This is a genomic window from Pseudomonas sp. B21-056 (genome assembly GCF_026016325.1).
Taxonomy (GTDB): domain Bacteria; phylum Pseudomonadota; class Gammaproteobacteria; order Pseudomonadales; family Pseudomonadaceae; genus Aquipseudomonas.
Genome location: NZ_CP087203.1, coordinates 5281587 through 5298563 on the forward strand (window position 1 = coordinate 5281587; position 16977 = coordinate 5298563).

Below are 16977 nucleotides of genomic sequence, written 5' to 3' on the forward strand. Positions count from 1 at the left end.
CACCACGGACCTCAAGCCGGAGTCAGGCACTCCGGCCCATTGAGCTTGGGATCGTTGACCATGTTGGCCAGCACCCGCTCACGCAGTTGCGCCGGTTCGCTTGCCAGCAGCCCTTGCAAGGTGTGCAGCGGCGTTTCGGGGTCGAGCCACAGGCGTTGGCCCTCTTCGTCCAGGATCAACGGCCGGCGCTGCCCCGCCGCCGGCTGGGTGATGACTGCGGTGCTCAACCACACCTGTTCCTGCACCGGATACGCTTCCCAGATCGCGGCAAAAAACAACGACGAACCCTCTCCCGGCGTCAGCCAGTAGGGGCGCTTGCGGGTGCCGCCGCGCCATTCGTAAAAGCCGTTGGCCGGCAGCAGGCAACGACGCAGGCGCAGGGCCTCGCGGAACATCGGCTGCTCGGCCACGGTTTCGGCCCTGGCATGGGCCGGAGTGCGGGACAGATCGGTCAGCCAGGCAGGCGTCAGGCCCCAGCGCGCCCGGGCCAGCTCTCGCTGCCCGTCGGCGCCGGCACGCAGCATCAGCACCGAATCGTTGGGCGAAATATTCCATTGGGCCTTCTGGTCGGCAGGAAAACCGGGCAAGGCCGCGAAAGCGGGGTTCCAGCGAAACAGGGCATAACGTCCACACATGGGGCAACACAACTCTTGATCAAACGACCGCCAGCCTAACAGACCAGCGTGCCGGGATAACTCTCCGGCTCATCACCGGGTACCGGTAGCGCGGCATTGTACGCAACGATCAGCTCCCGGGCGTATTGCGCCCGGTCGTCCTCCACCGCCAGCCCCAGCAAGCCCTGCATCGGCAGTTCGCCCGCCCCGCCTACCAGGTCACGCCCGACCAGATGCGCCGTGATGCCCTCGCTGGCGAGCATGCCTTGCAGCAGCTCGCCCTCCATCAGGTTTTCCAGCTCGTAGATTCGTTGCATGGGCGCCCCCATCAATCGTTTTCGCTAAAGACCTCGAGAAACCAGTCTTCGTCATGCACTTGCAACCTGAATTTGATCGGTCGGCAACACACCTGACAGTCCTCAACATACTCCTGGTCACCCCCCGACAGATCCACGGTCGTCTCGACCTCTTCACCACAATAGGGACAATCATAATGAGCGGCTTCCAGCATCGCGGTCTCCCAGGTGACTTGTGCGTATAATCGCCGGTCTATTTGCAGGGCTATTTTCGTCTGGCTTGTTTTCCAGGCCGTGCCCCGTCGTTTTTTCGAGCGAACCTTTAACTTACCCTAGCCGTTTCCAACAAGAGAGCATGATGGGCGAATTCGATGCCATCCGACCTTACGACGACAGCGAAGTCCCAGCGGTGCTGGCCCGGCTGCTCGGCGACAAGGCGTTTCTAGATATCCTCACCCACTTCCGCTTCCCGCGCCTGGCCGGCGCCTTCGGCTGGATGCTCAAACCTCTTATAGCGCAAAGATTGCGCCGTGAGTTCGCCGGTGTGACGTCGGTCGCCACTTTGCAGGACAAAGTGGAGTTCTACGTCGACCACACCATCGAGCGCGCCACCGACGGCGTGACCTATACAGGGGTGGAGCAGTTCAAGTCCGGCAGCGCGTACCTGTTCATCGCCAACCACCGCGACATCGTGATGGACCCGGCCTTCGTCAACTATGCGGTGTACCACGCCGGCCTGCCGACCCCGCGCATCGCCATTGGCGACAACCTGCTGCAAAAACCTTTTGTCAGCGACCTGATGCGCTTGAACAAAAGCTTCATCGTGCACCGCTCCATTACCGGGCGGCGGGAGAAGATGGCGGCGTATCAGTTGCTGTCGGCGTACATCAACCATTCGATTCGCAATGACTGCGCCTCGATCTGGATCGCCCAGGCCGAGGGCCGGGCCAAGGACGGCGACGACCGTACCGAATCGGCGATCCTCAAGATGTTCCACATGAGCCGCAAGGACGAGCCGTTCGGCGAGGTTATCCAGTCGCTGAACCTCACGCCGGTGTCGATCAGCTACGAATACGACCCGTGCGACCAGGCCAAGGCCCGCGAGCTGTACATCCGCGCCACCACCGGCACCTACGCCAAGGCTCCGGGCGAAGATGACGTGAGCATCGCCAAGGGCATCACCGGCTACAAGGGCCGGGTGCACGTGAACTTTGCCGCGCCGATCACCGAGCTATTCGAGGACACCAAGCAGTTGGCCCAGGAGATGGATCGGCAGATTCTCGGCGGTTATCGGCTGTTCCCGGTGCATTACCTGGCTTACGCCCAGTGGGCCGACGCCGATCCGCAATTGCAGGTTCCGAAGGCGGCCGAGGTATTCGGTGCCGATGAACTGGCCAAGGCCGAGGAAGAATGGCAACGCCGGCTCGATGCCTGCCCGGCGGAACACCGGCCGTTCCTGGTCCTGCAATATGCGACGCCGGTGCGTAATCAGTATCGGGTCAAGGCAGGGTTGGCGTTGTAACGCGACGCAGGGCCTGTGGCGAGGGGATTTAGCGAAACGTCGCACCGCCCCGCTGGGCTGCAAAGCGGCCCTATCGCTATCGACTCAATCTGTCTGACCCACCCGGTTGGCAGGTTTTAGGGCTGCTTCGCAGCCCAGCGGGGCGGTGCGACGTTTCGCTAAATCCCCTCGCCACACAAGCAACTTTGCTACAGGTCATCTCAACTGATCTGCGTACTGATCCACGACACCAGCAACGCCAGCGCCAGGCAGCCGAAGCCGAACCGGTAGAAGAACCGGTTCATGCGCTGGGTCGCCAGGCCCAGCAGCGCTTCGAAGCGTTCCTCGCCATTGCCGCTGCGCGTTTGCAGGCAGGCTCGGGCTCGTTGCTCACGGCGGCGCGTCGCATGCAGTACCCAGCCGCCCGGGCAGGCAAACAGCAGCGCGAGCAGGTTGATCAGTTTGGCGGGGTGGGCGGCGAACAACGAAAGCAGATGCAGCGACATCACAAACCTCAAGGGAAAACAGGCGGGACCTTCGAACAGGGCGCGGATTCTACCGAAAGCCTGCCGCCCCGAGCGTTTTTTTCCGACCTGTGGGAGCAAGGCCTGGGCTACAGATTAATTTCCCCCGTCACGGTTTCGTCATCTGGATAGGCCACCCTGTCGCCCTTCAAACCCGCACGGACCCCGTCATGCTCCACGCCGAGAACCAGGATCGCCTCTACCTCATCACACCGAGCGACGAACAGCAGAACCTCGTCGGCAGCCTGTCCTTCAACGTACAGGACCCACATTGGCTGGTGTATTGCGCCCTCGGTGGCCATCAACATGCCGACCTGCCGGAGACTGATCTGCTGACCGGCATCAGTGTGCTGGAGCTGTATTCACAGGCCGCATGAAAAAACGCGCAAAAAAAACCTGTGGGAGCGAGCCTGCTCGCGATAGCGGTGTCACATTTGAAATCAATGTGACTGATAAACCGCCATCGCGAGCAGGCTCGCTCCCACAGGTGGGGTCCGTCCAGTGCGGAGTTTACTCAGCCAGCACCTGACCTATGGTCGGGTCCTTGAACAGCCGGGTCAGGGCGTCGCTCAACACATCGCTGACCAGCTTGGTATTGGTGTCCTGGTTAGGCGCCATGCCGAAACGCTGGTCCAGCGAAGCACCATAACGACCGCTGTAGCGGCGATTGGCGTTCTGCACGTCGGAGCGGAAAGTCGCGCCGATGGTGGCTTCGGTCACGTACATGCCTTCCTTAGGCGATTGGTACTTGAGTTCGGCCAGGGTCACGGTCAGTTGCGGTGCATTCATCGCGTTCGCGGTAGGGGTGAAACCCAGCAAACGCACTGCGGCTTCAGCCTGGGCCTGCAGCTTGGGCAGGATCTGCGCGCCCTGCACCGTGATCACGCTGGTTTCCGGATACAGCCCGCCACGGGTGCCGAGCGTCGGCGACGGACGACCGTCCACCACCCGCACCACCACCGGCTGGCCATGACCCACAGGCGCTAGCTGGGCGTTGAGCTTGGGTTCCGGGTTAAGTTGTTGCGGGCTGTGGGCGCAGCCGACAAGGGTCAGACTGGTCACAGCGATCAAACCGAACAACAGGCGTTGCAACATGCTCTTCTCTCCAGAATCGGGCACTGACAGACCCGCAGTATAGCGGTGCGCCATCGCGGCGAACCAGCCGAATGAATACTGAAATTTCTGACATGTGCCGCCCATACCGGTTCCTGTCACCCCTTTGTCACGGTCCTTACACCGGCATGTCATGGCTCGCTGTCAGGCTGTTCATAACTTCCCCGACACGGAAATCCGACCATGCGCCTGCTCATCTCCCTGTTCACCCCGCGCCCACAGCACCGCTGCTTTGCTCTGCTGGATCGCAACGGTCACTGCCAGGCGTTCAAGCAATGCAGCCTGCAACCCATGGGCGAAGGCTGGGTGGAAATCGAAGAAATCCGTCTCAACTGGCTGCACCAGCCTTTGCCCGCCAGCGCCCGCGTACAGCCGCTTCGCTGTCGCGCGCGCAGCCGTCAGTTGTTGGCCATCTGACCGAACGGCTAATAAAAGTCATTAAACACGACCATTTCCCTGCGTTTCTTCGTTACAATCTCCCCCCGATTATAAGGACGTCTCCTGATCGGGCCTCGCAACACCGCTGATGCGCTTGTATTGGCAACCCGCATCGCCCACAGAGAGCCGCCCACACAGATCGAGTGAAGCTGGCGCGCCCACTGTTTCCGGGCAAAATCACCACTTTTCGCGAATCTGCAGAGCTGTCATTACGCTCGGTCACTGAGCTGTCTGCCCGTTTTGCCTGTCATGTATTGCATGGGGGCAAACAATCCGGACACGGTGCCTGGCTGGGACAGCCCTTTTTTGAGGTTCACGTCTTCAAAAGAGCGTGAAAAAACGGGTTTTCACAACTTCACAAGAGTGTGGCGAGCAAATGAAGAGTTTTGCGTCTGAACAAGCACCATTGGCGTCTGGAACAGCCCAACGACACAGGACCGGATATCGCTCAAGAACCGGCGCCTGAAGCCTGTCCGCTACGGATTTGGTTGCACGAACGGATGTCTCGGCCATAAGTCGAATTGCCCGCCCGGCGCTTAAATGAGTTCATGTGACTCTTGAGGCCAGGCTGCATGCATCCGTAGCAGTTGCAAAAAATTGCGAAGATTCGGACATGGCGATCCTGGCCATGGGTACCTGGGGCGCAACCGACCTGCCCCGTCACTCCTGGCCGCTATGCCGACAATTTGGTGCTGCAGATTTTGGAGACGCGTTAAATGGCGCATAACGAAGCAGTCGATGTAGTTCTGGTAGGGGCCGGCATCATGAGTGCCACCCTGGCCGTGCTGCTCAAGGAGCTCGACCCCGCGATCTCGCTGGAAGTCGTCGAGCTGATGGATTCCGGTGCCGCGGAGAGTTCCAACCCCTGGAACAACGCCGGTACCGGCCACGCCGGGCTGTGTGAGCTGAACTACACGCCCCAGGCCGCCGATGGCAGTGTCGACATCAAGAAAGCCGTGCACATCAACACCCAGTTCGAGGTGTCGAAGCAGTTCTGGACGTATCTGACCAGAAAAAGCACGTTCGGCTCCTCCAAGTCCTTCATCGCCCCGGTGCCGCACCTGAGCTTCGTGCAAGGCGAAAAAGGCGTGTCGTTCCTGAAGAAGCGCTTCGAACTGCTGAGCCAGCATCACGCCTTCGCCGACATGGAATACACCGAAAACAAAGGCCAGATGGCCGAGTGGATGCCGCTGATGATGCCGGGCCGTCCGGCCGACGAAGTCATCGCCGCCACCCGCGTCATGAACGGTACCGACGTCAACTTCGGCGCCCTGACCAACCAACTGCTCAAGCACTTGACCAGCGCCCCCGACACCCAGGTCAAGTACTGCAAGCGCGTCACCGGCCTCAAGCGCAACGGCAGCGGCTGGACCGTGAGCATCAAGGACGTCAATTCCGGCAGCAACCGCGATGTCGATGCCAAGTTCGTCTTCCTGGGTGCCGGTGGCGCGGCGTTGCCGCTGCTGCAAGCCTCGGGCATAGAGGAAAGCAAGGGCTTCGGCGGCTTCCCGGTCAGTGGCCAGTGGCTGCGTTGCGACAATCCGGAAGTGGTCAAGCATCACCAAGCCAAGGTCTACAGCCAGGCCGCGGTGGGCTCGCCGCCGATGTCGGTGCCGCACCTGGACACCCGCGTGGTCGATGGCAAGAAATCCCTGCTGTTCGGACCCTACGCCGGCTTCACCACCAAGTTCCTCAAGCACGGCTCGATCATGGACCTGCCGCTGTCGGTACGCGCCGGCAACATCGGCCCGATGCTGGCGGTAGCCCGGGACAACATGGACCTGACCAAGTACCTGATCAGCGAAGTGATGCAGTCCATGGAGCAGCGCCTGGAATCCCTGCGTCGCTTCTACCCCGAGGCGAAAGCCGAGGACTGGCGCCTGGAAGTGGCCGGCCAGCGGGTGCAGATCATCAAGAAAGACCCGAAGAAAGGTGGCGTCCTGCAGTTCGGTACCGAACTGGTGGCCGCCAAGGACGGCAGCCTCGCCGCCCTGCTCGGCGCATCGCCAGGCGCTTCGGTGACCGTTTCGATCATGCTGGACCTGATCGAGCGCTGCTTCCCGGACAAGGCCAAGGGTGAGTGGGCCGCCAAGCTCGCGGAAATCTTCCCGGCCCGGGAAAAAGTGCTGGAAACCGACGCGGCGCTGTATCACAAGATCAACGCGCAGAACAACATCGCGCTGGGATTGGTTGAAGACAGCAAGGCTGAAAGTTACGCCTGATACTGCCTTGTTATAAATAAAAAGCCTCCAACTGATGGAGGCTTTTTATTTTCCGCGCTTACTTCATGCTGAACTTGATACGTGTACCGCCATGACGAACGTAATCATCGTCGTCATCCACTTCAAACAACTCTGCGACACAGAAACCCTCGGGTTGTGCATCCACCCAGCGACGATAAGGCATTGTCTGCTCATCACTCACCGGCGCTTTAGCGATGTGCCCGAAACTGAAATGGCACTTCCGGCCATCTTGAGTGTAGGTAAAAGATTCCCGCTCGGCGCGCGATTGGGGCAGGTAATAGGTCAGTTCCTGGCTCTCGCCAGGGTTTAGCGCAAAGCTGTGGCCCGCATTGGCCGGGGACTGGGTCCAGGTGAAATCGCTGCCGGGGACAATCACTGCCGACGTCCCGTTGAATATTTCCACATTGACGATCTCATCGAACGCATTGGAAACCGAACTTTCCAGGCAGCCGAGCAAGACCAACAGCGCCCCAGCGATGCATTTGCCTTTATCTTCCATGATGAGTACAACTCCATTTAAACGATTGAATTGAAATCAACTGATCTCAACGCAAACGTAATGGAAATCAAACCAAAACAGAACAGTCCGAATGGTGACATAACCTTTCGGACGCTTCTTAAAAAGATAATTCTGACAACTAGGAAATAACGATCAGACGCCCCGAAAGGCGTTAATCCGTTCTAACGCGCTCAGCCGCGCGCCTTGTTGAACAGCTCGATATATTCCTCGGCATTACGCTGGTCCTGGATCAACGCAACGAAATCGTTACCGTGCTCGTCCTTGCCATTGAGGTCATGGCCGGCTTCGACGAAGAACGTCAGGAAGCGCTCGAAATCATCGACCCGCAGGCCACGGTAGCCCTTGATCAGTTTGTGCAGCGACGGCGAGGTGGCATCGGCCGGTTCGAAATCGAGGAACAGCTTGATCTGTTCATCGCCAATCTCGTCACCAATCACTTGTTTCTTGTCTTTACGCATTGCCGGCTCCAACTCGCACAGTTCACGGGGCGGGCAGTTTACCCCCGGCAGGCCCCGCGGCTCAACGCGGGCGTACCGCCCCGGTATGCAGGTCGGCCCAGACGTGGCCGTTGGCGTAGCTGAGGAACTGCACATACACCGTATCGTTGCGCAGCAGATCGATGACCGCCCGATAATGCGCCTGTGGATAAGACAGGGTCAGGGTCTTGCTCGCCTCGTCGAACAGCGGTTTTTTCAGGCTCTTGCTTTCGCCATCGAAGTTGAGAATCACCTGGTTGATGGTGGCGCCCTTGTTCAATGGCTTGCCCTTGAGGCGCACCAGCAGCGGCGAAGTCACCGGTATTGGCTGCTGGTTGGACTGACGCTGGTTGCCCAGTACCACCGAGTACTCGGTGACTTGCAGCAACTGCTGCTGTTCGGGCTGCTCCTGGCGTACCGTCAGGTCATCGGGTGGCAGGAACTGGCTGTGCATCGGCGCGGCAACGGCCACCAGCGGCAGGCTGGAAATCAGAAACAGGGCGGCGCGGCGGCGGATCGATACAGTCATGACAGGCTCCGGGATCTTGGCCCGGCACTCTAGCATGAGCATGGCCGGTAAAAATAAACGATCCGGGTCAATACGGCAGGATGCCGCTAGAGGCATACTCAAAGGGCCATCACCCTGAAATCAGTGGCAATGCCTTTGTGGCGAGGGAGCTTGCTCCCGTTCGATTGCGCAGCAATCGCAAAAACAGCCAGGGGCTGCTACGCAGCCCAGCGGGAGCAAGCTCCCTCGCCACAGGGATTGGTGCCCGGCAGGTCCGGTGTCTTTGCCCGTTCTTCTTGTGGAGTGCCTATGTCCTTCTCCGCCCCACCGCTATTCGCCGCCTGGCGCCAGTCCTGGCGCGCCGGCTACACCCTCGAGCGCCTGCGCGGTGACCTGGTGGCCGGGCTGACGGTCGGGATCATCGCCATCCCCCTGGCCATGGCCCTGGCAATCGCGGTGGGCGTACCTCCGCAGCACGGCTTGTATACGGTGCTGGTGGCCGCACCGCTGATCGCCCTGACCGGCGGCTCGCGTTTCAACGTGAGTGGGCCGACGGCGGCCTTCGTGGTGATCCTGCTGCCCATCACCCAGCAATACGGGCTGGGTGGCCTGCTGTTGTGCACGATGCTGGCCGGGCTGATCCTGATCGCTCTGGGGCTGATGCGCGCCGGGCGGTTGATCCAGTACATCCCCTATCCCGTTATCCTCGGTTTCACCGCAGGTATCGGCGTGGTCATCGCCACCCTGCAACTGAAGGACCTGCTGGGCCTGACGACTGCCGGTCAGGCCCGGCACTACATCGAACAACTGGGCGAGTTGATCGTGGCATTGCCGGGCGCCCATCTCGGTGACAGCCTCATCGGTGCCGTGTGCCTGGCGGTCTTGATCGTCTGGCCGCGCTGGGTACCGCGGGTGCCAGGCCACCTGGTTGCCCTGCTGGTCGGAGCATTGCTGGGGCTGGTGCTGGAACGCGGCGGGTGGTCGGTGGCGACACTGGGGGAACGCTTCAGTTACGTCGTCGATGGCATCAATCACCCAGGTATTCCACCGTTCCTGCCGCGCTTCGACTGGCCCTGGAATCTGCCTGACGGCCAAGGTCGTCCGTTGACGCTGTCCTACGACCTGATCCGCCAATTGTTGGCACCCGCCTTCGCCATCGCCATGCTCGGCGCCATCGAATCGCTGTTATGCGCCGTGGTAGCAGACGGCATGACCGGCAGCAAGCACGATCCCAACGCCGAGTTGATGGGCCAGGGCCTGGGCAACCTGGTGGCGCCACTGTTCGGCGGCATCACTGCCACCGCCGCGATTGCCCGCAGCGCCACCAACGTGCGCAGCGGTGCGTCTTCGCCTTTGGCGTCAATCATCCACAGCCTGGTGGTGCTGGCGGCGATTGTGCTGTTGGCACCGCTGTTCAGCTATCTGCCCATGGCCGCGCTGGCGGCGCTGCTGGTGATGGTCGCCTGGAACATGAGTGAAGCCGGGCATGTGCTGCACACCTTGCGCATCGCCCCGCGCAGCGACGTGTTGGTACTGCTGACCTGCCTGGGCCTGACGGTGCTGTTCGACATGGTTCTGGCCGTCTCCGTCGGCCTGCTGCTGGCAGCCGGGCTGTTCATCAAACGCATGAGCGAGTTGACCGACAGCGCCGAACTGCCGCGGCACTTTCATCAAGCCTTGCTGGACATGCCCGCGCATGTGCGCTGCTACGCCATTCGCGGCCCACTATTCTTCGGTGCGGCAGAAAAGGCCCTGGATGTGTTGCGCAGGTTCGATCCGGGAGTCCGCGTCGTGGTGGTGGAAATGAGTGCCGTGCCGATGCTGGACATGACCGCACTGGCGGCGTTTGAAAATATCCTGAAGGACTACCGCAGGCACGGCATCGGCCTGATCCTGGTAGCGACTGCGCCGCGAGTGCGCCTGAAGCTGCGCCGCGCCGGCATTCATCGCGAGCAGCGCCAACTGGCCTATGTGCAGACGTTGGAGCAGGCACGGATCAAGAGTGAGCATTGGCTTAAGGCCGGCCCTGCCTGACCCTGTGGCGAGGGGATTTATCCCCGCTGGGGCGCGAAGCGGCGCTGAAACCTGAACACTCGGTGTGTCAGACAAAAATCATGTCCTGAAATTTTTTTGGCTGCTTCGCAGCCCAGCGGGGCGGTGCGACGTTTCGCTAAATCCCCTCGCCACAGGTTCACGCTGCTCTCGCGCCAAACAGGACTCAATCGAACTGCGCACGCATCCAGGCATGGTACTCAGCAACACCCGCCTCTCCTTCCCGGGGCGCCCAGTGGGCCAGTTCACCGTCCCCCACCGGTCGGTAAGGGCCGGCCTTGCATTCGAACATCAAGCTGTCGGCTTCCAGCACCACCAGGCCGTGATACACCCCGGCCGGCAGGTCGACACCGAGGCAATCGCCACCGGCCTGCAGGATGCGCTTGTCCACCACCCTACCGGCCTCATCGAAGATCAACACACCGAGACGTCCCCTGAGCACCAGCAGGGTTTCTGCCTTGTCGGCGCTCAAATGCCGGTGAGGCGGGATATAAGTGCAAGGCTGCAACCCCACCGCCATGCGATGGCAGGGTTCGTCCATCTGATGGAAGTTGTGGTGCTGCCGCCCACGAGGACTGGCCGTAGCCTTCTCGGCCAATTCGTCAAACAACGCTTGATCCAGAAAACTCGGCCGACTCATCGATTACATGCCCTTGACGGCGAAAATACCGTTGGCGTTGCGCCAGTAACCCTTGTAGTCCATGCCATAGCCGAAGATGTAGCGGTCGATGCACGGCAGGCCGACGAAATCGGCTTTCAGGTCGGGACGGGCCTTGCGGTCGTGGTCCTTGTCGATCAGCACGGCGGTGTGCACGGCACGGGCGCCGGCGTGCCGGCAGAAGTCGATGATCGCGCCAAGGGTGTGCCCCTCGTCGAGGATGTCGTCGATGATCAGCACGTCGCGGTCGATGAACGAGACTTCCGGCTTGGCTTTCCAGAACAGGTCGCCACCGCTGGTTTCGTTGCGATAACGGGTGGCGTGCAGGTAGGACGCTTCCAACGGGAAGTTCAGGTAGGTCAGCAGCTTGCCGGAGAAGATCAACCCGCCGTTCATGACACAGAACACCACCGGGTTGGAATCAGCCAGTTGCTCGTTGATTTGCGCACCGACACGGGCGATGGCCGCTTCGACTTCGGCTTCGGTGTACAGGCAATCAGCCTCTGCCATGATTTGACGGATATGCTCGAGATCAGCGGACATGGCGCTCTCCAGGGAGGTTGAGGGGAAGGACAGGTTCGGAAAAGCGGGCAAAGGTACGCATCCCGTCCGGCCAGATCAAGGGTTTGTGGACTAACGTTCTGTATTGTCTATAGGACAAGCCTTCGGGATAGATTAATCTAGCCCGGTTTTTTTGCCCGCCGCCGGAGCCTTCCCCATGCCCATCCTCGAGATCCGCCATCCGCTGATCAGACACAAACTCGGCCTGATGCGCCGCGCCGATATCAGCACGAAGAACTTCCGCGAACTCGCTCAGGAAGTCGGTGCCCTGCTCACCTACGAAGCCACCAAGGACCTGCCGCTGGAGTCCTATGACATCGACGGTTGGGCCGGCAAGGTCCAGGTCGAGAAAATCGCCGGCAAGAAGATCACCGTGGTGCCGATCCTGCGCGCCGGCATCGGCATGCTCGAAGGCGTGCTCAGCCTGATCCCGGGTGCCAAGGTCAGCGCCGTGGGCGTGGCGCGCAACGAAGAAACGTTGCAGGCCCACACCTACCTGGAAAAACTGGTGCCGGAAATCGACGAGCGCCTGGCCATGATCATCGACCCGATGCTCGCCACCGGCGGTTCCATGGTCGCCACCATCGACCTGCTGAAAAAAGCCGGTTGCCGCGACATCCGCGCCATGGTCCTGGTTGCCGCGCCCGAAGGCATCAAGGCCGTGCAGGACGCTCACCCGGACGTGACCATCTATACCGCTTCCATCGACCAGAAACTCAACGAGCACGGCTACATCATCCCGGGCCTGGGCGATGCCGGCGACAAGATCTTCGGCACCAAGCAGAAGGACGCCTGAGCATGCAGGACGAGTTCAACGATCCGCTCTGGCGCCAGGTGCTGTCCGGCGCGCAGATGCTGTTCGTCGCTTTCGGCGCGCTGGTGCTGATGCCGCTGATCACCGGGCTGGACCCGAACGTCGCGCTGTTTACCGCGGGTCTGGGGACGATCCTGTTCCAGATCGTCACCGGCCGGCAGGTGCCGGTGTTCCTGGCGTCGAGCTTTGCCTTCATTACCCCGATCATTCTCGCCAAGGGCCAGTTCGGCCTCGCGGCGACCATGGGCGGCGTGATGGCGGCGGGTTTCGTCTACACCTTCCTGGGCCTGGCCGTGAAGATCAAGGGCACCGGTTTCATCGACCGGCTGCTGCCGCCGGTGGTGATTGGCCCGGTGATCATTTCCATCGGCCTGGCGATGGCGCCGATTGCCGCGAACATGGCGATGGGCAAGGCCGGCGACGGCACCGAGCTGATTCACTACCAGACCGCGATGATGATCTCCATGCCGGCCTTGCTCACCACGCTGATGGTCGCAGTGTTCGGCAGAGGCATCTTCCGCCTGGTACCGATCATTTCCGGCGTGCTGGTGGGTTTTGCCATGGCGTTTTTCTTCGGCGTGGTGGACACCGCCAAAATCGCCGCCGCCCCATGGTTCGCCCTGCCGGCCTTCACCGCACCGGCGTTCAATTGGCAGGCGATCCTGTTCATCGTGCCGGTGGCCCTGGCGCCGGCCATCGAGCACATCGGCGGTGTGATTGCCGTGGGCAGCGTGACCGGTCGCGACTACCTGAAAAAACCCGGCCTGCATCGCACCCTGCTCGGCGATGGCATTGCCACCACTGCAGCCGGCCTGTTCGGCGGCCCGCCCAATACCACCTACGCCGAAGTCACCGGCGCGGTGATGCTGACCAAGAACTACAACCCGAAAATCATGACCTGGGCGGCGATCTTCGCCATCGCCCTGGCCTTCATCGGCAAGTTCGGCGCGCTGCTGCAAAGCATCCCGGTACCGGTCATGGGCGGGATTCTGTGCCTGTTGTTCGGTTCGATTGCGGCGGTGGGCATGAACACCCTGATCCGTCACAAGATCGACCTGGGCGAAGCGCGCAACCTGGTGATCGTTTCGGTGACGCTGGTGTTCGGCATCGGCGGTGTGCTGGTGGGCACCGGCACCGGCCCGGATGACTTCGGCCTCAAGGGCATTGCACTGTGCGCGGTGGTGGCGATCGGGTTGAACCTGCTGCTGCCGGGTAATGACGGTTGGAAGCAGAAGAAGGCGGATGAGCCGCTGATCTGATTGAGGCTTGATCGTTCCCACGCTCCGCGTGGGAACGCAGCCTGGGGATGCTCCGCGTCCCCAAAGGCCGAACGCGGAGCGTCCGTAGAGGCTTTCCCACGCAGAGCGTGGGAACGATCGATGAAAGATCCACTGTGGGAGCGAGCCTGCTCGCGATAGGGCCCTCGAATGCTACAGCGCGAGCGGTGCCCGCTCACACAACGTGCTCAACGCCTCGGCCCACTGTGGCTGATCATTCAAGCACGGCACCAACACCAATTCCTCCCCCCCCGCCTCGCGGAATTGCTCGCGCCCACGATCACCGATTTCTTCCAGCGTCTCGATGCAATCGGCCACGAACGCCGGGCACATCACCATCACCTTCTTGACCCCGCTTCTGGCCAATTCTTCCAGCCGCGCTTCGGTATAGGGTTCGATCCACTTGGCGCGGCCCAGTCGTGACTGGAACGACACCGACCATTGACCTTCCTTGAGCCCCATCTGCCGAGCGAACAGTTCGGCTGTGCGAATGCACTGGGCGCGGTAGCACGTGGCAATGACCTCCGGCGGCGCGTTCTTGCAGCAGTCCGCATCCTTGAAGCAATGAAACCCCGTCGGGTCGAGCTTGGTCAGGTGCCGTTCCGGCAGGCCGTGGAAACTCAACAACAGGTGATCGTAATCCTGCATCAGATAGGGCCTGGCGCTGGCAACCAGGGCGTCGAGGTATTCCGGCTGATCGTAGAACGGCTGGAGAATCGAGAACTGCACGTTGAGCTTCTTTTCCCGCACGACCCGCTTGGCTTCTTCGATCACGGTGGTGACGGTGCTGTCAGCGAACTGCGGGTACAACGGCGCCAGCGTGATCTTCTTGTGCCCCTGGCTCGCCAGGCGCACCAGCGCCGATTCAATGGACGGCTCGCCATAACGCATCGCCAATTCCACCGGGCCTTGGGTCCACTGGGCGGTCATGGCCTGTTGCAGCCGGCGGCTGAGCACCACCAGCGGCGAACCTTCTTCCCACCAGATCGAGGCGTAGGCGTGGGCCGATTGCTCGGGGCGCTTGATCAGGATCAGCGACACCAGCAAACGCCGCACCGGCCATGGCAGGTCGATGACGTATGGGTCCATCAGGAATTGATTGAGGTAGCGGCGCACATCGGCCACCGAAGTGGAGGCAGGCGAACCCAGATTCACCAGAAGCAACGCGTGATCGGTCATGCAACGTCCTATTTCAAAAGCGGCCGGACAAGTCGTCCAGTGCCGCAGGCAAATCCGTGAAACGGAAAGTGAAACCCGCCGCCTGCAATCGGGCCGGCGTGGCGCGCTGGCCGCCCAGCAACAGCAATGACAGTTCCCCCAGTGCGATTTTCAATACCAGCTCCGGCATCGGCATCACGGCGGGCCGATTCAACACGTGCCCCAGGGCCTTGGCAAAGTCGCGGTTACGCACCGGGTTCGGCGCGCAGGCATTATAAGGACCGCTGGCGTCATCGCGGTGCAGAAGAAAATCAATCAGGGCGATTTGATCGTCGATGTGGACCCACGGCATCCATTGCCGTCCATTGCCGATACGCCCGCCCAGCGCCAGTTTGAAGGGCAACAGCAGCCGCGACAAAAAGCCGCCCTCGGCGGACAGGACCAGGCCGGTGCGAACCAGTACCACGCGTATGCCCATGGCCTCGGCCCGTTGCGCGGTTTCTTCCCAGGCGATGCACAGTTGGCTGGCAAAATCCTCGCTGACCGGCCCTGACGCTTCGGTCAGTTCCCGTTCGCCGCCGTCGCCGTACCAACCCACCGCGGAACCGGAAATCAACACGGCGGGTTTGCGCTCGCAGCGCTCCAGCCACGCCAGCAGAACCTCGGTCAGGGTGACGCGACTGCTCCATAACAACATCTTGCGCTTGTGGGTCCAGGGTCGGTCGGCAATCGGCGCTCCCGCGAGATTGACCACCGCGTCCACCGGCTCGTCGATCTCATCGAGCCTGGCGATTCCCCGTACCTGCGTCCCGCAGATCTTCGCCACCTCTTCGGCGCGGCGACTCCATACCGTCAGGCGATGTCCCTGCTCCAGCCAGAGGCGGCAGAGCTGACGTCCGATCAAACCAGTACCGCCGGTCAGCAATATGTGCATGAGATGTTCCTCGCAGCGCGTTTTACCCGGCCCACTAGTCTATTTTTATAAGCAGGGATTTTTCGTATCGGACAGGGTCTGTGTTTAACAATAGGTCAACCTGTCCAAACGCGAACGGTAAAACTTATACCAAAAACCCGAACTGTACAGGTTTAAACGACGGCGTAGCCTGTACAGAAAGGTAAACGAGGCCCTCATGACTGTACCCATCGCAATCATCGGCACCGGCATCGCCGGACTCTCAGCCGCCCAGGCCCTGACGGAGGCCGGGCATGTCGTTCAACTCTTCGATAAAAGCCACGGCAGCGGCGGACGCATGTCCAGCAAACGCAGCGACGCTGGCACACTGGACATGGGCGCGCAATATTTCACCGCCCGTGATCGCCGCTTCGTCACCGAAGTCCAGCGTTGGCAGGCCAACGGCTGGGCCGCGGAGTGGAACCCGCAACTCTACAACTTCCAGGGCGGGCAACTGACCCCCTCCCCGGACGAACAGACCCGCTGGGTCGGCACCCCGCGCATGAGCGCCATCACCCGCGCCTTGCTCGGCAAGTTGCAGGTGCAATTCTCCTGCCGGATCACCGAGGTCTACCGCGGCCAGGAACACTGGCACTTGCAGGACGCGGAAGGCTTCACCCATGGCCCCTTCGGCCAGGTTGTCATCGCCACGCCCGCGCCCCAGGCCACGGCACTGCTGGCGGCCGTGCCGAAACTGGCCGGGGTGGCGGCCGGCGTGAAGATGGACCCGACCTGGGCGGTGGCCCTGGCCTTCGAGCAGGCGCTGGATACGCCCATGGAAGGTTGCTTCGTACAAGACAGCCCACTCGACTGGCTGGCCCGCAACCGCAGCAAACCGGGACGCGACAGCAAGCTCGACACCTGGGTACTGCACGCCACCAGCGACTGGAGCCGGCAACACATCGACCTGCCCAAGGAAGCGGTGATCGAACATCTGCACGGCGCCTTCGCCGAACTGCTGCACAGCGCCATGCCCGCCCCGAGCTTCAGCGTGGCCCATCGCTGGCTCTACGCCCGTCCTGCCGGCAACCATGAATGGGGCGCCCTGGCCGATGCCGACCTGGGCTTGTACGTGTGTGGCGACTGGTGCCTGTCCGGCCGGGTCGAAGGCGCCTGGCTCAGCGGCCAGGAAGCCGCGCGGCGCTTGCACGCCAGCCTCCAGTAGATTGCGTCACCCTGCACTACCCGCTGCTGTCGAACGAGACGGCAGCCTGTCCGTGAAGAAAGCGAGCTGCCTTCCCCTGCATGCAAAACCGGATTGACTTGTACAGC

General features: G+C 61.5%; 20 protein-coding genes. 8 read left to right on the plus strand and 12 right to left on the minus strand.

Annotation, left to right across the window (positions count from 1 at the left end):
• Positions 1–11: 11 nt before the first annotated feature.
• Genes LOY67_RS22905 through LOY67_RS22915 form a run of 3 tightly spaced genes read right to left on the minus strand, consistent with a single transcriptional unit; the run spans position 12 to position 1125 of the window.
• Positions 12–635 carry an SOS response-associated peptidase gene (locus LOY67_RS22905; protein ID WP_265064563.1) on the minus strand — a complete coding sequence of 208 codons (624 nt, stop codon included), beginning with the start codon at positions 633–635 and terminating at the stop codon, positions 12–14.
• A 35-nt stretch (positions 636–670) separates the two neighbouring features.
• Positions 671–931, minus strand: coding sequence for a DUF2007 domain-containing protein (locus LOY67_RS22910; protein ID WP_265064564.1), 261 nt, complete (start codon positions 929–931; stop codon positions 671–673).
• 11 nt (positions 932–942) lie between these two features.
• Positions 943–1125 carry a CPXCG motif-containing cysteine-rich protein gene (locus LOY67_RS22915; RefSeq protein ID WP_265064565.1) on the minus strand — a complete coding sequence of 61 codons (183 nt, stop codon included), beginning with the start codon at positions 1123–1125 and terminating at the stop codon, positions 943–945.
• Between the two features lie 140 nt (positions 1126–1265).
• Between LOY67_RS22915 and LOY67_RS22920 the strand changes: the two genes are divergently transcribed.
• Entirely contained in the window at positions 1266–2432 is a 1167-nt protein-coding gene (locus LOY67_RS22920) for a 1-acyl-sn-glycerol-3-phosphate acyltransferase (RefSeq protein WP_265064566.1), read from the plus strand.
• 200 nt (positions 2433–2632) lie between these two features.
• Here the strand turns inward: LOY67_RS22920 and LOY67_RS22925 are convergent, their stop codons facing one another.
• Positions 2633–2917 (minus strand): hypothetical protein, encoded by a 285-nt coding sequence (locus tag LOY67_RS22925; RefSeq protein ID WP_265064567.1) that lies wholly within the window; start codon positions 2915–2917, stop codon positions 2633–2635.
• Positions 2918–3105: 188 nt separating this feature from the next.
• On the opposite strand from LOY67_RS22925, the gene LOY67_RS22930 reads away from it, so the two are divergent.
• Positions 3106–3312: a hypothetical protein gene (locus tag LOY67_RS22930; protein WP_041020607.1), complete on the plus strand. Its 207-nt coding sequence runs from the start codon at positions 3106–3108 to the stop codon at positions 3310–3312.
• Positions 3313–3445: 133 nt separating this feature from the next.
• On the opposite strand, the gene LOY67_RS22935 is transcribed toward LOY67_RS22930, so the two are convergent.
• Entirely contained in the window at positions 3446–4030 is a 585-nt protein-coding gene (locus LOY67_RS22935) for a YajG family lipoprotein (RefSeq protein ID WP_047701387.1), read from the minus strand.
• 201 nt (positions 4031–4231) lie between these two features.
• Here LOY67_RS22935 and LOY67_RS22940 point away from each other — a divergent pair, with 201 nt between their 5' ends.
• Together LOY67_RS22940 and mqo are read left to right on the plus strand one after the other, a co-directional pair.
• Positions 4232–4465: a hypothetical protein gene (locus tag LOY67_RS22940; RefSeq protein ID WP_265064568.1), complete on the plus strand. Its 234-nt coding sequence runs from the start codon at positions 4232–4234 to the stop codon at positions 4463–4465.
• A 737-nt stretch (positions 4466–5202) separates the two neighbouring features.
• A complete protein-coding gene (mqo, locus tag LOY67_RS22945; protein WP_265064569.1) occupies positions 5203–6708 on the plus strand; it encodes a malate dehydrogenase (quinone) in 1506 nt (501 codons plus the stop codon).
• 58 nt (positions 6709–6766) lie between these two features.
• Here the strand turns inward: mqo and LOY67_RS22950 are convergent, their stop codons facing one another.
• The 3 genes from LOY67_RS22950 to LOY67_RS22960 form a co-directional block, all read right to left on the minus strand.
• Complete coding sequence (locus tag LOY67_RS22950; protein WP_265064570.1) at positions 6767–7228, minus strand: hypothetical protein; 462 nt, start codon at positions 7226–7228, stop codon at positions 6767–6769.
• A gap of 191 nt (positions 7229–7419) precedes the next feature.
• Positions 7420–7707 (minus strand): PA4642 family protein, encoded by a 288-nt coding sequence (locus LOY67_RS22955; protein ID WP_265064571.1) that lies wholly within the window; start codon positions 7705–7707, stop codon positions 7420–7422.
• Between the two features lie 61 nt (positions 7708–7768).
• Positions 7769–8254 carry a hypothetical protein gene (locus LOY67_RS22960; RefSeq protein ID WP_265064572.1) on the minus strand — a complete coding sequence of 162 codons (486 nt, stop codon included), beginning with the start codon at positions 8252–8254 and terminating at the stop codon, positions 7769–7771.
• A 288-nt stretch (positions 8255–8542) separates the two neighbouring features.
• On the opposite strand from LOY67_RS22960, the gene dauA reads away from it, so the two are divergent.
• Positions 8543–10267, plus strand: coding sequence for a C4-dicarboxylic acid transporter DauA (gene dauA, locus LOY67_RS22965; RefSeq protein WP_265064573.1), 1725 nt, complete (start codon positions 8543–8545; stop codon positions 10265–10267).
• 184 nt (positions 10268–10451) lie between these two features.
• On the opposite strand, the gene LOY67_RS22970 is transcribed toward dauA, so the two are convergent.
• Positions 10452–10925 (minus strand): WbuC family cupin fold metalloprotein, encoded by a 474-nt coding sequence (locus LOY67_RS22970; protein ID WP_265064574.1) that lies wholly within the window; start codon positions 10923–10925, stop codon positions 10452–10454.
• 3 nt (positions 10926–10928) lie between these two features.
• Positions 10929–11486 carry a hypoxanthine-guanine phosphoribosyltransferase gene (locus LOY67_RS22975; RefSeq protein ID WP_265064575.1) on the minus strand — a complete coding sequence of 186 codons (558 nt, stop codon included), beginning with the start codon at positions 11484–11486 and terminating at the stop codon, positions 10929–10931.
• 175 nt (positions 11487–11661) lie between these two features.
• On the opposite strand from LOY67_RS22975, the gene upp reads away from it, so the two are divergent.
• On the plus strand, positions 11662–12300 hold the full coding sequence (upp, locus tag LOY67_RS22980) for a uracil phosphoribosyltransferase (RefSeq protein WP_265064576.1): 639 nt from the start codon (positions 11662–11664) through the stop codon (positions 12298–12300).
• 2 nt (positions 12301–12302) lie between these two features.
• Positions 12303–13577: a uracil-xanthine permease family protein gene (locus LOY67_RS22985; RefSeq protein WP_265064577.1), complete on the plus strand. Its 1275-nt coding sequence runs from the start codon at positions 12303–12305 to the stop codon at positions 13575–13577.
• Positions 13578–13748: 171 nt separating this feature from the next.
• Here the strand turns inward: LOY67_RS22985 and hemH are convergent, their stop codons facing one another.
• Entirely contained in the window at positions 13749–14774 is a 1026-nt protein-coding gene (gene hemH, locus LOY67_RS22990; RefSeq protein WP_265064578.1) for a ferrochelatase, read from the minus strand.
• 13 nt (positions 14775–14787) lie between these two features.
• The gene (locus LOY67_RS22995; protein WP_265064579.1) at positions 14788–15687 is read right to left on the minus strand and encodes a TIGR01777 family oxidoreductase; all 900 of its coding nucleotides are present in this window, start codon (positions 15685–15687) and stop codon (positions 14788–14790) included.
• A gap of 196 nt (positions 15688–15883) precedes the next feature.
• On the opposite strand from LOY67_RS22995, the gene LOY67_RS23000 reads away from it, so the two are divergent.
• Positions 15884–16870 carry an NAD(P)/FAD-dependent oxidoreductase gene (locus LOY67_RS23000; protein ID WP_265064580.1) on the plus strand — a complete coding sequence of 329 codons (987 nt, stop codon included), beginning with the start codon at positions 15884–15886 and terminating at the stop codon, positions 16868–16870.
• Positions 16871–16977: the final 107 nt, after the last annotated feature.